Source organism: Actinomycetospora sp. ABD4_176, from assembly GCF_056311855.1.
In genome coordinates, this window is the sequence record NZ_CM149974.1 from 4,527,875 (window position 1) to 4,541,309 (window position 13,435).

Below are 13,435 nucleotides of genomic sequence, written 5' to 3' on the forward strand. Positions count from 1 at the left end.
GGTCGTGGCCATGTGTGGCATCGCCGGAGCCGTAGACCTGGCGCGCGGGATCGACCGCGCCGAGGTCGCCCCGATGGTCGAGACGATGAGCTGTCGCGGTCCGGACGACGAGGGCCTGTGGCTCTCGGGCGAGGACGGCCGGGCGCACGCCGCCCTGGGGCACCGCCGGCTCGCCGTCGTGGACGTGCCGGGCGGGCACCAGCCGATGACGCTCGAGCGCGACGGCCGGACGCTGCTGACGCTGGTGTTCTCCGGCGAGGTCTACAACTTCCGCGAGCTGCGCCGCGAGCTCTCCGGGCGGGGGCACGCGTTCCGGACGCAGTCGGACACCGAGGTCGTGCTGGTCGGCTGGCTGGAGTGGGGCGCGGCCGTCGTCGAGCGCCTGAACGGCATGTTCGCCTTCGCGATCTGGGACGACCGCAGCGAGGAGCTCTTCCTCGTCCGCGACCGCATGGGCGTCAAGCCGCTGTCCTGGTACCCGACGCCCGACGGCGTGCTGTTCGGGTCGGAGCCCAAGGCGATCCTCGCCCACCCGCGCAGCGAGGCCGTGCTCGACCTCGACGGCCTGCGCGAGCTGCTCGCCCACGTCAAGACGCCGGGCCACGGCATCTACCGGGGCATGTTCGAGGTGCGCCCCGGCTCGTGGGTGCGCGTGCGGCGCGAGGGCACCGACGTGCACCGGTACGGGCAGCTCGAGGCCCTCGAGCACACCGACGACCGCGACACCACCGTCGCGCACGTGCGCGAGCTGCTCGACGACATCGTCGACCGCCAGCTCATCGCCGACGTCCCGCTCTGCGCGCTGCTCTCCGGCGGCCTGGACTCGTCGGCCATCACCGCCCTGGCCGCCGAGATGCTGCGCGCGCAGGACGCCGGGCCGGTGCGCTCGTTCTCGGTCGACTTCGTCGGCTACGAGGACTCCTTCACCGCCGACCCGATGCGCGACACCCCCGACGGGCCCTACGTCCGCGAGCTCGCCGAGCACGTCGCCGCCGACCACACCCCCATCACGCTGGCCAACGAGGACCTCACCGACCCCGAGGCCCGCGCCGCGGTGCTGCGGGCCCGGGACGTGCCGGTGTCGATCGGCGACATGGACACCTCGCTCTACCTGCTGTTCAAGGCCATCCGCGGGCGCTCGACGGTGGCGCTGTCGGGCGAGTCCGCCGACGAGGTGTTCGGCGGCTACCGCTGGTTCCACGACGCCGACGCGGTGGCCGCCGACACGTTCCCGTGGATGGCGGCGACACGGCAGGGCCCGCTCGACCACTCCACCGCCCACTTCGCCCCGCAGCTGCGGGCGGAGCTGGACCTGGCGGGCTACGTCGACGCGTCGTACCGCGACGCGCTGGCCGAGGTGCCCCACGTCGAGGGGGTGAGCGCGCACGAGCGGCGGATGCGCGAGGTCTGCTACCTGCACCTGACGCGCTTCGTGCAGATCCTGCTCGACCGCAAGGACCGCATGAGCATGGCCGGCGGGCTCGAGGTCCGCGTGCCGTTCTGCGACCACCGCCTCGTCCAGTACGTCTTCAACACCCCGTGGGCACTGAAGACGTTCGACGGCCGGGAGAAGAGCCTGCTGCGCGCCGCGACGCGCGACGTGCTGCCGGCGTCGATCGCCGACCGGGTGAAGAGCCCCTACCCGTCGACGCAGGACCCGGGCTACGAGAAGGCGCTGCGGGCGTCGGTCGCCGACCTGGTCCACGACCGCGACGCGCCGGTCCGCGAGCTCGTCGACACCGAGGCCCTGCGCACGGCCGTCGACGCGCCCCAGGACGGCCCGAGCATCGACACCGACCGCGCGCGGATGGAGTCGGTCCTGCAGATCGACGCCTGGCTGCGCCGCTACCGGCCGACGCTGGCGCTCTGAAGCGAGGGGCCGCACCGAGGGGCCGCGCCGAGGGCCGCGGGAGGGGCGTCCCCCGGTCACCGTGGGGCAGCACGGCGACCGGGGGACGCGAGACCCCGTGCGGCCGGGCGCGGTCGGTCGCACGGGGGACCGGGTCGTCCGCAACGGGACGGCTCGGGGTCGGCAGGGTCCGTCGCCGACGAGGTCGACCCGGGGGCCGACGACCCTGACGGCCGTACGGCGACCTCGGCGCGAACTGCGGCGACAACGGCACCAGTCCAACGAGCGACGTCGGTCGAGCGATACGCACTCTCGCTGTCCTGCCCGCGATTCGCGCCGGACGGCGCCCCGGTTCACCCCGGCGGGGGACGGATGTGGCGTGACCCACGTCGCGTCCGACGGTCCGCGCCTGCCCGGCGGGGCTCGCTGGGCGCGGCGCTGCGCCCGGCCGGTGGGACACTGGGGACGTGCAGACCGCTCAGGGTCCGGACCCCTCGACAGGGAGGGGCGCGGACCTCGACCCGCCGACCGACCCCGTCGTCCGGCCGGTGCCCGCCGTGGCCACCGGCCCCGCGTCGACCGGCACCGATGATGACGGGCCGGCCGCGTCCGCCCGCCGCCCGGGGGCCGGGAGCCCGGCGGGGGGCGCCGGCACGCCGACCGGCTTCGTCGACGACCCCGAGAAGCGCGCTCGCCTGCGCCGCATGAAGGCCGTCGCGCTGTCGTTCCTGCTCGGGGCGGCGGTGGTCTGGGTGGTCTTCCTGCTCTGGGAGCGCAACGGCGGGCCGGCCTTCACCGGCTACGTGCGCGCCGCCGCCGAGGCCGGGATGGTCGGCGGGCTCGCCGACTGGTTCGCGGTCACCGCGCTCTTCCGCCACCCGCTCGGCATCAAGATCCCGCACACCGCGCTCATCCCGCGCAAGAAGGACCAGCTCGGGTCGGCGCTGTCCGACTTCGTGGGCGGGAACTTCCTCGCGCCGACGGTGGTCGGCGAGAAGCTGCGCGCGGCCCGGATCTCCGCGCGTCTCGGCAGCTGGCTCTCGGCGCCGGGCAACGCCGCGCGGGTCACCGCCGAGCTCGCGACCGTCGTGCGCGGCGCGGTGACGGTGCTGCGCGACGAGGAGATCCAGGCCGTGGTCGACCAGGCCGTGACGCGCCGGGTGGTCGCGCAGCCGTGGGGTCCGCCGCTGGGCCGGCTGCTCGCGGGCGTGCTCGCCGACGGGTCGCACCGCCGGCTCGTCGACCTCATCTGCGACCGCGCCTACGACTGGGTGCGCAACAACCACGAGACCGTGATGGCGCTGGTCAGCAAGCAGGCGCCGACCTGGTCGCCGCGGTTCGTTGACGGGCTCATCGCCGACCGCCTCTACGCCGAGGCGCTGTCGTTCGCGTGGGCGGTGAAGTCCGACCCGGACCACCCGCTGCGCAAGGCCATCGACCGCTTCCTCGTCTCCTTCGCCGCCGATCTCCAGGACGACCCGGAGACCGGCGAGCGGGTCGAGGCCATCAAGCAGCAGCTCCTCGAGCACCCGGACGTCCAGGCGCTGATCTCGCGGGCCTGGTCCACCGGCAAGGCGATGCTGCTCGACGCCGCCGAGGACCCGTCGTCGCAGCTGCGCCTGCGGGTCACCGACGGCATCGCCCGCTTCGGGCAGCGCCTCGACACCGAGGAGGACCTCCGCGACAAGATCGACGGCTGGATCGTCGAGGCTGCGTCGTACGTCGTGGGCCGCTACTCCAGCGAGATCTCCACGCTGATCTCGGACACCGTCGCGCGCTGGGACGGCCCCGAGACCTCGCGGAAGGTGGAGCTGCAGGTCGGGCGCGACCTCCAGTTCATTCGCATCAACGGCACGCTCGTCGGCGCCCTCGCGGGGCTGGTCATCTACACGGTGGGCGAGCTGCTGGTCTAGGACCCGACGGCGAGGCCCGCGGCCGCCGCCCCGACCCCGGCGAGCGTCGAGCCCAGGACGTACAGGACGCCGGTGGCGCGGGCCCGCTCCTGGGCCAGGCGCACGGTCTCGACGGCCAGCGTCGACCACGTCGACAGCGCGCCGCAGAACCCGACGCCGACCAGCGCCACCACGCCGAGCGGGGCGGGCCCGCCGAGGACGAGGCCGAGGACGAACGACGCGGAGACGTTGACGGCGACCGTGCCCCAGGGCACCGCGCCCTCCCGCATGGGCGTCAGCAGGCGGCCGGCGAGGTAGCGGACCGGCGCCCCGACCGCCGCGCCGAGCGCGACCAGCAGCCCGGTCACGCGGTCACCCGGCGCGCCAGCGCCGACCCGAGCGCCGCGGCCCCGACGGCGGCGACGATCGTGCCGGCCAGGTAGACGAGGGCGGTCGCCCCGTGCCCGCCGGCGACCAGGAGGTCCGCGTCGACGGCGAAGGTCGAGAACGTGGTGAACCCGCCGAGGACGCCGACCCCGAGGAACGGGCGCGCGAGCGGGTGCGTCGTGCGCGCCGCGGCCACGACGACGAGCACGCCCATGAGCAGGCTGCCCAGGACGTTGACGCCGAACGTGGCCCACGGGAAGCCGCCGTCCGCGCTCGGCAGGGCCAGCGCGACGCCCCAGCGGGCGAGCGAACCGACCACGCCGCCGGCGGCGACGGCGGCCGTCACGGGGCCCTGACCGCGGGTGAAGGGGCTCTCCGGCATTGCCCGCCGAACCTAGCCCGTCGCCCGTCCGTGTGTGCGATAGGCCACGTGACCAGCGCAAGCACGGTGCTTGCACGAGCTAGCACATGTGTTAGCGTGGTTGTCAGCGAGTTCGGAGGGGATGGTTCCGGTGTCGGGCACGGACGGGGTCGAGAAGATCGGCCAGGCCGTCGAGGACATCGGGGCCTACATCCGCCGGCAGCGCGAGGGCGCGGAGGTCAGCCTCCGTCAGCTCGCCAAGGTTGCGGGGATCAGCAACCCGTACCTGAGCCAGATCGAGCGTGGGCTGCGCAAGCCGTCTGCCGAGATCCTGGCCCAGATCGCGACCGGCCTGCGGATCTCCGCCGAGGCGCTGTACGTCCGCGCCGGGATTCTCGAGCCACGGGAGTCCTCGCCGGTGCTGGACGCCGTGGCCGCGGACCCGGACCTGTCCGAGCGCCAGAAGCAGGTGCTCGCCGACATCTACGAGTCCTTCCGTCGCGGCAACGTCGCCGACAGCAGTGCGGCCGGGAGCAGCGCCGCCACCGGGCCGGAGGACGCCGGGACCGACGTCGGGGGAGACATCCCCACCGACGTGGTGCCCCGCTCGTCCTGAGCCACCAGAACACGTATCGCAGTCCCGAGACAGGAACGGAGACGACCCATGCCGGTCACTTTCCCGACCAAGTTCGACGTCCGTGAGGCCCGCGACCAGGCCAACAAGGTCGTCTCGGACGCCATCGACCCGCTGCGCCAGCCGGCGCTGGCCGTGCTGGGTCTCGGCGACGCCGCCGTCGTCGCCGCCCGCGACGCCGTCGGCCGCGTGCAGGCCGGCGCCACCGAGGTGCAGGCCCGCGTCGAGGACCTCCCGACCGAGCTGCAGGAGCTGCGCTCGAAGCTGACCGCCGAGGACTTCCGTCGCCTCGTCGACAGCTACCTCGCCGCGGTCCGCAGCGTCTACGCCGAGCTCGTCAGGCGCGGCGAGAAGTCCTACCAGGACATCAAGGCGCAGCCGCAGGTCAAGCAGGCCCTGGACACGGTCGACCAGGTCGGCAAGGACGTCGAGAAGAACCTCGAGGACGCCGTCGAGGGCTTCCGCGTCCGCGGTGAGGCCGGTCTGGCCGAGGTCACCAAGCAGACGCGCTCGGTCGGCGAGCGCGCCGCCCGCGCGACCCAGCGCCTCAGCGCCCAGGCCGCCGAGACCGTGGCCGAGGCCGGCTCCGAGCTCTCCGAGGAGATCAAGGAGGCCGGTGACGAGGTCGCCTCCGAGACCCGGAGCACGACCCGCAAGGCCGCGTCCCGGACCGCCCCGAAGAAGCAGGGCCCGAAGAACGCCCCCAAGTCCGCGGCCACCGCGGGCGGCGCCAAGAAGGCCCCGAAGAGCTGAACCCCCCGCACCCGGCGGTGACGCCGTGGTGACACCGCTGGTCCACACGACCCCGGGACGCTCCGCCGTCCCGGGGTCGTCGTGTGTGCGCACCTGACCGCGCGCCTGTCGCCCGTCCGAGGAGGGGACGTACTGTGGAGGCGTGTCGGTGCTCTACAACCTCGACGGCTACGTGCTGCTGGTGCTGTGGCTGCTGGGCATCCCCGTAGGCCTCTACGCCTTCGTGCACGCCCTCATGCAGCGCTCCGACGCCTTCACGGCCGCCGACAAGCTGACCAAGCCGGTCTGGTGCGCGATCACCGGCGTCGGCCTCGCGATCCTCGCCATCTCCACCAGCGGCCCGTACAGCTTCCTCTGGCTGATCGGCATCATCGCCGTGCTCATCTACATCGTCGACGTGCGGCCGCGGGTCACGGAGATCCAGCAGGGCCCGCGCTGGTGACGGCCGCGGCCGCCCGGGCGATCGCCGGGTCGCTCGCGCCGGAGCCCGCCCTCGACCGCCCCGACCTGCTCGCCGCGCCCGTCGCCGCCGCCCTGCGCGCGCTGCCCGCCGAGGAGGCCGCGGGCTGCCTGGTCGCCGCGATCGACCCCGAGCTCGCCGACACCGCCGCGTTCTGCGAGGCCTACGGCTCGCCGCTCGAGGCCTCGGCGAACTGCGTCGTCGTCGCCGGCGCGCGGTCCGGCGAGCGCCGCTACGCGGCCTGCGTCGTCCTCGCGACCACCCGCGCCGACGTCAACAACGTCGTCCGCCGGCGCCTCGACGTGCGCAAGGCGTCCTTCGCGCCGATGGACGAGGCGGTGGAGCTCACCGGCATGGCGTACGGCGGCATCACCCCGTTCGGCGTGCCGGCCGGGTGGCCGGTGCTCGTCGACGCCGCCGTCCCCGCGGCGCCCGCGGTGGTCGTGGGCAGCGGGCTGCGGGCGAGCAAGCTCCTCGTGCCGGGCGCGGTGCTGGGCGCGCTGCCCGGCGCCGAGACGGTGGAGGGGCTGGCCCGCTGAGCTGAGCCCGGCTACCGCCCGCCCTCGACCCGCGCCCGCCACAGCACGCTGATCGAGGCGCCCGGCTGGTCGTAGACGGGGTTGGGCGCCGAGGTCGGGAAGGCCAGGTTCGAGCCGGGGTCCGAGCGGAACGGGTGCCGGGCGACCTCGACGTCGTTGAGCGTGACGACGATCGTCCCGCTGGTGGCGAGGGTGCCGCTGTTGACCAGCCGGGCGGTGACCGTGCAGGTCGGGGTGCGGCAGGTGTTCTCGCCGCCCTCGAGGGTCAGCGCGATCTGCGGGCGCTCGGTGACGGCCACGAGGTAGCTCTTCATCGACGGCACCTGACCGACGAGCGTCTGCAGGTCCTGCAGCGCCGCCGGATCGGCGCGCGCCACCGTCACCGGCCCCTCGCGGTCCGCGCCGAACCCGGGGAGCTCGAAGGCCACCATCGCCGGCGGCTCGCCGTCGACGACGGTGACCGTGCGGCCGTCGGTGCCGGGTGTGAGGACCCGCGCCTCCCGGCCGTCGATCACCGCGCCCTGCTCCTGCTCCCCGACGTCGGGGGCGGCGATCCGGTCCGCGAGCGAGGCCGGCGCCACCGCCCAGGTCGGCAGCCCCGCGGGCAGCTCGGGGTAGGCGTCCGCGAGCCACACGCCGTCGAGGCGCTCGGCGAGTTCGGGACGGCCGGCGGTGCGCCCCTCCCACCACGCGCGGTCGCCGCGCAGGGCCTGGTCGCCGCCGACGGTGACGAACTCGGCGCGCCCACCCGCGTCGCGGGTGATCGAGCCGGTGGCATTGCCGGCGCGGTCGACGACGACCTCGAGCGTCGCCGGTCCGCCCTCGTCGTCGATGCGGCCGCCGTACGTCGCGCCCTCCCAGCCGCGCACGTCGGCGACGGTGGCCTCGAGCGTGGCCGACGGCGAGGCCGGGCGCGTGACGACGACCAGCACCGTCCCGATGACGAGCAGCAGCACCACGGCCGCCGCGACCGGGAGGACCCAGCGGCGGCGACGCGCCGGCCCGCCCTGCTGGCCCTGCTGACCCCCGGGAACGCCCGGCGGCGGACCCCACTGCCCGGGCCAGCCGCCCGGTCCGCCCTGCTGCCCGGGGTAGCCGCCCTGCTGACCCCCGGGAACCCCGGGCGGCGGGCCCCACGGCCCGGGCCGGCCGCCCGGTCCGCCCTGCCGGCCGGGGTAGGCCTGCTGGCCGGGGTAGCCCTGGTGGCCGTAGCCCGGACAGCCCTGCTGGCCGTCGCCGGTGGGGACCGGACCGGGCGCCCACGGGCCCGGCGTCGACGGGGCGCTCCGGGTCGCCTGCCCGCTCTGCGCTCCCGCGGCGCCCGGGGTCGCGTCGCCGGACGCCGTCGCGCCGGTGCCGGCGCTGCCCGGCGTGGGATGGACCGTCGTGGGATGGACCGTCGTCGCGGCCCCGGACCCGGTGTCCGGTGAGGTCGCGGCGGTGGGGTGCACCTCCTCCGCCCCCGGATCGGGGTCCGGCGGGGCGGCCGGGCCGTCGTGCCGCGTCTCGTCGTCGCCCGTCACGTCGGCCTCCCCCACCCACCCGCGCCTCGCCAGGCGGACCGTAGCCCGATCGTGGGCCACTGAGGAGACGTTCAGCGCAGAATCCGCGTCCTCGTCGCTCCGGGAATCGGCGCAGGCATCGAGGTGTTCGGCACGCTATATTTGAAACGTCAACCAAAGGAGGGACGATGCCCGCGCCGACGGTCGCCGACCTGACGGTCCTGCCCCGCATCCCCGAGCCCGACGGCCTCCGGGTCGGCGTGACCGAGCGGACGGTCCGCTCGGTCACCACCGCCCCGCAGGGCTACGAGGGCGAGGGCTTCCCGGTCCGCCGCGCCTTCGCGGGCGTCGACCTCGCCCTGCTCGACCCCTTCATCCACCTCGACCAGATGGGCGAGGTGGAGTACGCGCCGGGCGAGCCCAAGGGCACGGCGTGGCACCCGCACCGGGGGTTCGAGACCGTCACCTACATCATCGACGGCACCTTCGAGCACGCCGACAACCACGGCGGCGGCGGGACGATCAGCAACGGCGACACGCAGTGGATGACCGCCGGCGGGGGCGTCCTGCACATCGAGCGGCCGCCGGAGGCGCTGGTCGCGTCGGGTGGGCTGTTCCACGGCCTGCAGCTGTGGGTGAACCTGCCGCGCGCGCAGAAGTGGGCGCAGCCCCGCTACCAGGACCTGCACTCGGGCGCGGCCGCGCTGCTGACCAGCGCCGACGCCGGGACGCTCGTGCGCGTCATCGCCGGCGAGGTCGCGGGGCACGCCGGCCCGGGCTCGACCCACACGCCGATGACCATGGCGCACGCCTCGCTGGAGCCCGGCGCGCAGCTGCGCCTGCCCTGGGACCGCGAGCAGAACGCGCTGGTCTACGTCCTGTCCGGCGACGGCACGGTGGGCGCCGAGCGCCGCCCGGTGCGCACCGGGCAGCTCGCGGTGTTCGGCCCCGGCGAGTCGCTGCGCGTGGCCGCCGATCCCGGCCAGGAGGGACGCCACCCGACGCTCGAGGTGGTCCTGCTCGGCGGGCGCCCGATCCGCGAGCCCGTGGCGTGGGGCGGCCCGTTCGTCATGAACACCGCGCAGGAGGTCCGCGAGGCGATGGTCGACTTCCACGCCGGCCGGCTCGGCGCGATCCCCGCCGAGCGCGTGTGACCCGCCCTAGCGGAACACCACCGTCCGGCCCGCGTGCACCTGCACGCGGTCCTCGAGGTGGGCGCGCAGCCCGCGCGCCAGCACGAGCTTCTCGACGTCGCGGCCCCGGCGGACCATGTCCTCCGGGGTGTCGGCGTGGTCCACGCGGCTGACGTCCTGCTCGATGATCGGGCCGGCGTCGAGGTCGGGCGTCACGTAGTGGCAGGTCGCCCCGACGAGCTTGACCCCGCGGGCGTGGGCCTGGTGGTAGGGCCGCGCACCCATGAACGAGGGCAGGAAACTGTGGTGGATGTTGATCGCACGGCCCGCCCAGCGGTCGCACAGCGCCGGGGTCAGGACCTGCATGAACCGCGCCAGCACCACCGCGGCGGGCTCCTGGGCGTCGACGATCTCGGCGACCTGCGCGAAGGCGGCGTCGCGGCCGGTGCGCGCCTCGTCGTCGTCGGCGCGCGACGGGAACGGCACATGGTGGAACGGCACGCCGTGCGCCGCGGCGACCGGGCGCAGCACCTCGTGGTTGCCGACGACCGCCCGCACGTCCATGTCGAGCTCGCCGCCCCAGACCCGCCCGAGCAGGTCGTGCAGGCAGTGCGACTCCCTGCTGACCAGGATCACGACGCGCGGCGACTCGCTGGTGTCCCGGACGCGCCACGCCACCGGCTCGCCGCCGGGCACCTCGAGCTCGGCGGCGATCTGCCCGATCACGGGTCGCAGCACGTCGGCGCCGCCCGGCACCGAGGCGGCGTCGACCACCTGGCGGGTCACGAACCACCCGGCGGCGGTGTCGGCGTGGTAGGCCGCCTCGGTGATCGAGGCGCCGAGGCCGGCGAGCCGCCCGGTGATGGTGGCGACGATGCCGGTGCGGTCGGGGCAGCTGAGCGTGATGACGAGCCGGCGGCTCACGAGCGGTCCTGCGCCAGTCGGCGGCGCGTGAAGTCGTCCTCGGCGTCGAGCAGCTGGTCCACCTGTTCGACGACGACGCCCTCGACCCGCCCGCCGACCATCGGCACGTTGACGGCCGCCTCGCCCTCGACCGTGGTCACCGACCCGCCGCCCGAGTCCTCCAGGCGCTGCGTTCCCGTCATCGACCCGGGCAGCCCGCGCACCGTCACCTCGAACGTGCCCTCGTAGCCGCCCGCGTCCCGCGGCCGCCAGGTCTCGACCCGGTCGAGGACCAGGTCGCCCCCGGTGAAGCGGCGGATGACCGACGGGAGGAACTCCGCGGGGACCGCCTGGCGCAGCTTCAGCCGCGCCCCGGAGTCGTCGACGGCGTGCTCGACCAGCGCCGGATCGTTGCCGCCCAGCTCCTGCAGGCGGGCGCGGAGGTGGTCGGCGTCGACCAGCTCGGCGTAGACGTCCCGGGCGGGGACGTCCCAGGTGGCGCGGTGGGTGATGCGGCGTGGCACGCGCGGGAGGCTACCGTCGGAGGGCGTGGCACCCGGTCCGACCGCACCAGCGACGCCAGCAGCCTCCTCGGCAGGGGCCCCCGCGTCGGCCCGCTCCGAGGGCGGCGACGTCGATCCCGCGACGCTGCTCGCCCCCCAGACGACGCTCGGGCTCGGCGGCCCGGCGCGGCGGCTCGTGCACGCCCGGACCGCCGACGAGGTCGTCGCCCGGGCCCGCGCCGCCGACGGGGCGGGCGAACCGCTGCTGCTGGTGGGCGGGGGGTCGAACCTCGTCGTCGGCGACGCCGGGTTCGCCGGCACGGCGCTGGTCGTCGACACGCAGGGCCACCACGTCGTGCACCGGGACGCGGACTCGGTGGTCGTGCACGTCGAGGCCGGCCACGACTGGGACGCGCTGGTCGCCGACACCGTCGCCGAGGGCCTCGGCGGGCTCGAGTGCCTCTCGGGCATCCCGGGACGCACCGGGGCGACGCCCGTGCAGAACGTCGGCGCCTACGGCGTGGAGGTCGCCGACGTGCTCGTCGACGTCGACCTCTACGCGCGCCGCACCGGTCGTCGGGGACCCGTGCCCGCCGCCGACCTGGACCTCGGCTACCGCACGAGCCGGCTCAAGGGCGACCGCAACGTCGACGGCGAGATCGTGCTCGGCGTGCGGTTCCGGTTGACGACCGACGGGCTCTCCGCCCCGGTCCGCTACGCCGAGCTGGCGCGCGCCCTCGACGTCGAGCCCGGGAGCCGCGTGCCGGTGGCCGCGGCCCGCGAGGCGGTGCTGGGGCTGCGCCGGCGCAAGGGCATGGTGCTCGACCCCGACGACGCCGACAGCCGCAGCGCCGGCTCGTTCTTCATGAACCCCGTGGTCGACGCGGAGACCGCCGCCCGGGTCGCGGCCCTCACGGAGGCGGCGGGCCAGCAGCCGGTCACGGCGTGGCCGCAGCCGGACGGGCGCGTGAAGCTCTCCGCCGCCGCCCTCATCGAGCGTGCGGGCGTGCCCCGCGGCCATCCCGGGGAGCACGCCCCGGTCCGCGTGTCGACGAAGCACACGCTCGCCCTGACCCACCGCGGCGGCGGCACCACCGACGACCTCCTGGCGCTCGCCCGCGACGTCCGCGACAGGGTCGACGGGGCGTTCGGGCTCGTCCTCCACCCGGAGCCGGTGCTCGTCGCCTGCGCGCTCTGAGCCGCCTGTCCGGTTCGCGGCGAGACCCCGCTCACGATCGCTGCGCCGCCCGTGTGAGGGAGGCGCGACCCTGACCACCGGCCCCGCGCCGGCCGCGTCGTGCGGTCGGTGGATCGATATCGAGGGGGTGCTCCGCGGGTGCGGGGACGCGTGCAGGGTGTGCTGGCCCTCCTGGTGGCGCTGGTCGCCGCCGCCGGGGTCGTCGTGGGGTGCGCGACCGCGGGCGCGACACCCCCGGGCCCGGGCGCGCCGCCGGCGGCCGCCGCGCCGAGCGTCACGACGACCGCCGCCCCGGGCCGCACCGACGTCGACCCCGGCGGCGAGATCAGCGTCTCGGCGCCCGACGCGACCCTGCGCGACGTCGCCCTGACCGGCGCCGACGGCCGGGCCGTGGCCGGCACGACCAGCCCCGACGGGCACCGCTGGACCGCCGGCGAGGCCCTGGGCTACGGCAAGGGCTACACGTGGTCGGGCAGCGCGGTGTGCGCCGACGGCGCGGTCACGCCGGTCGCGGGCGGCTTCACCACGATGACCCCGGACCGGATCGTGCGCGCGCAGTTCACCCAGCCCGACGACGCGACGGTCGGGGTCGCGGCGCCGATCGTCATCCAGTTCGACGGCCCGGTGACCGACAAGGCCGCGGCCGAGCGGGCCCTGTCGATCCGGACCTCGGTGCCCACCGAGGGCTCCTGGGCCTGGCTCCCCGACGACGCGAACGGCTCGCGGGTGCACTGGCGGCCGAAGGACTACTGGCAGCCCGGCACCGTCGTCGATGTGCGCGCCGACCTCTACGGCGTCGATCTCGGCGACGGGGCGTACGGCCGCGAGGACCTCACCAGCCACCTCACGATCGGCCGCTCCCAGATCGTGCGCGCCGACGTCGGCAGCCACCGCATGGTCGTCATCCGGGACGGGCAACGGGTCATGGACGTGCCGGCGAGCTACGGGCTCGGCAGCGACCCGAACCGCATCACGCGCTCGGGCACGCACGTCGTCACCGAGAAGTTCGACAACAAGCGGATGACCAGCGCGCAGTACGGCTACGACCTGGTCGAGCACTGGGCCGTGCGGATCTCCAACAACGGCGAGTTCATCCACGCCAACCCGGCCTCGACGAGCGCCCAGGGCTCGAGCAACGTCACCCACGGCTGCGTCAACCTCTCGATGGCCGACGCGCGGGCCTACTTCGACTCCGCCCTCTACGGCGACCCCGTGGAGGTCACGGGCTCGGGCGTGGACTACTCCGCGCGCGACGGCGACATCTACGACTGGACGGTGCCGTGGGACCGGTGGCGGTCGATGTCAGCACTGTGACATCAGC

At 75.2% G+C, this 13,435-nt stretch carries 14 protein-coding genes; 9 read left to right on the forward strand and 5 right to left on the reverse strand.

The genetic code is table 11. From position 1 onward, the window contains the following. Positions 1 to 10 precede the first annotated feature (10 nt). Both asnB and ACYX4T_RS21875 read left to right on the forward strand, forming a co-directional pair. Positions 11 to 1,870, forward strand: a complete 1,860-nt coding sequence (gene asnB / locus ACYX4T_RS21870) for an asparagine synthase (glutamine-hydrolyzing) (protein ID WP_476011363.1) — start codon at positions 11 to 13, stop codon at positions 1,868 to 1,870. A 683-nt stretch (positions 1,871 to 2,553) separates the two neighbouring features. After that, positions 2,554 to 3,762, forward strand: a complete 1,209-nt coding sequence (locus tag ACYX4T_RS21875) for a DUF445 domain-containing protein (RefSeq protein ID WP_476015340.1) — start codon at positions 2,554 to 2,556, stop codon at positions 3,760 to 3,762. On the opposite strand, the gene ACYX4T_RS21880 is transcribed toward ACYX4T_RS21875, so the two are convergent. Together ACYX4T_RS21880 and ACYX4T_RS21885 are read right to left on the reverse strand one after the other, a co-directional pair. Next, complete coding sequence (locus tag ACYX4T_RS21880; protein ID WP_476011364.1) at positions 3,759 to 4,109, reverse strand: fluoride efflux transporter FluC; 351 nt, start codon at positions 4,107 to 4,109, stop codon at positions 3,759 to 3,761. The two genes, ACYX4T_RS21875 and ACYX4T_RS21880, sit on opposite strands and share 4 nt — an antisense overlap. Continuing rightward, positions 4,106 to 4,510, reverse strand: coding sequence for a FluC/FEX family fluoride channel (locus tag ACYX4T_RS21885; RefSeq protein WP_476011365.1), 405 nt, complete (start codon positions 4,508 to 4,510; stop codon positions 4,106 to 4,108). Before ACYX4T_RS21885 ends, ACYX4T_RS21880 begins: the two co-directional genes overlap by 4 nt. 121 nt (positions 4,511 to 4,631) lie before the next feature. Here ACYX4T_RS21885 and ACYX4T_RS21890 point away from each other — a divergent pair, with 121 nt between their 5' ends. The 4 genes from ACYX4T_RS21890 to ACYX4T_RS21905 all read left to right on the forward strand — a co-directional run bounded on the left by ACYX4T_RS21890 (position 4,632) and on the right by ACYX4T_RS21905 (position 6,875). Continuing rightward, positions 4,632 to 5,105, forward strand: a complete 474-nt coding sequence (locus tag ACYX4T_RS21890) for a helix-turn-helix domain-containing protein (RefSeq protein WP_476011366.1) — start codon at positions 4,632 to 4,634, stop codon at positions 5,103 to 5,105. Between the two features lie 48 nt (positions 5,106 to 5,153). After that, entirely contained in the window at positions 5,154 to 5,876 is a 723-nt protein-coding gene (locus ACYX4T_RS21895; RefSeq protein WP_476011367.1) for a hypothetical protein, read from the forward strand. A 142-nt stretch (positions 5,877 to 6,018) separates the two neighbouring features. Beyond that, positions 6,019 to 6,318, forward strand: a complete 300-nt coding sequence (locus tag ACYX4T_RS21900) for a DUF2516 family protein (RefSeq protein ID WP_476011368.1) — start codon at positions 6,019 to 6,021, stop codon at positions 6,316 to 6,318. After that, a complete protein-coding gene (locus ACYX4T_RS21905; protein ID WP_476011369.1) occupies positions 6,315 to 6,875 on the forward strand; it encodes a YbaK/EbsC family protein in 561 nt (186 codons plus the stop codon). Before ACYX4T_RS21900 ends, ACYX4T_RS21905 begins: the two co-directional genes overlap by 4 nt. Before the next feature lie 11 nt (positions 6,876 to 6,886). On the opposite strand, the gene ACYX4T_RS21910 is transcribed toward ACYX4T_RS21905, so the two are convergent. Continuing rightward, on the reverse strand, positions 6,887 to 8,398 hold the full coding sequence (locus tag ACYX4T_RS21910) for a hypothetical protein (protein WP_476011370.1): 1,512 nt from the start codon (positions 8,396 to 8,398) through the stop codon (positions 6,887 to 6,889). A gap of 167 nt (positions 8,399 to 8,565) precedes the next feature. Between ACYX4T_RS21910 and ACYX4T_RS21915 the strand changes: the two genes are divergently transcribed. Beyond that, a complete protein-coding gene (locus tag ACYX4T_RS21915) occupies positions 8,566 to 9,531 on the forward strand; it encodes a pirin family protein (RefSeq protein ID WP_476011371.1) in 966 nt (321 codons plus the stop codon). 6 nt (positions 9,532 to 9,537) lie between these two features. Here ACYX4T_RS21915 and purU read toward each other — a convergent pair whose 3' ends face one another. Both purU and ACYX4T_RS21925 read right to left on the reverse strand, forming a co-directional pair. After that, positions 9,538 to 10,434 carry a formyltetrahydrofolate deformylase gene (gene purU, locus ACYX4T_RS21920; RefSeq protein ID WP_476011372.1) on the reverse strand — a complete coding sequence of 299 codons (897 nt, stop codon included), beginning with the start codon at positions 10,432 to 10,434 and terminating at the stop codon, positions 9,538 to 9,540. Next, complete coding sequence (locus tag ACYX4T_RS21925; RefSeq protein ID WP_476011373.1) at positions 10,431 to 10,937, reverse strand: DUF2505 domain-containing protein; 507 nt, start codon at positions 10,935 to 10,937, stop codon at positions 10,431 to 10,433. The genes purU and ACYX4T_RS21925 overlap by 4 nt, the downstream gene beginning before the upstream one ends. A gap of 25 nt (positions 10,938 to 10,962) precedes the next feature. Here ACYX4T_RS21925 and ACYX4T_RS21930 point away from each other — a divergent pair, with 25 nt between their 5' ends. Next, positions 10,963 to 12,114, forward strand: coding sequence for a UDP-N-acetylmuramate dehydrogenase (locus tag ACYX4T_RS21930; RefSeq protein ID WP_476011374.1), 1,152 nt, complete (start codon positions 10,963 to 10,965; stop codon positions 12,112 to 12,114). A 150-nt stretch (positions 12,115 to 12,264) separates the two neighbouring features. Further along, positions 12,265 to 13,428 carry a L,D-transpeptidase gene (locus ACYX4T_RS21935; protein WP_476011375.1) on the forward strand — a complete coding sequence of 388 codons (1,164 nt, stop codon included), beginning with the start codon at positions 12,265 to 12,267 and terminating at the stop codon, positions 13,426 to 13,428. The last annotated feature ends 7 nt before the right edge of the window (positions 13,429 to 13,435 follow it).

Bases quoted from the DNA above. Each gene is read 5' to 3' on its own strand.
- asnB (WP_476011363.1), top strand. From the start codon at position 11: ATGTGTGGCATCGCCGGAGCCGTAGACCTGGCGCGCGGGATCGACCGC.
- ACYX4T_RS21875 (WP_476015340.1), top strand. From the start codon at position 2,554: ATGAAGGCCGTCGCGCTGTCGTTCCTGCTCGGGGCGGCGGTGGTCTGG.
- ACYX4T_RS21885 (WP_476011365.1), bottom strand. From the start codon at position 4,510: ATGCCGGAGAGCCCCTTCACCCGCGGTCAGGGCCCCGTGACGGCCGCC.
- ACYX4T_RS21890 (WP_476011366.1), top strand. From the start codon at position 4,632: ATGGTTCCGGTGTCGGGCACGGACGGGGTCGAGAAGATCGGCCAGGCC.
- ACYX4T_RS21895 (WP_476011367.1), top strand. From the start codon at position 5,154: ATGCCGGTCACTTTCCCGACCAAGTTCGACGTCCGTGAGGCCCGCGAC.
- ACYX4T_RS21915 (WP_476011371.1), top strand. From the start codon at position 8,566: ATGCCCGCGCCGACGGTCGCCGACCTGACGGTCCTGCCCCGCATCCCC.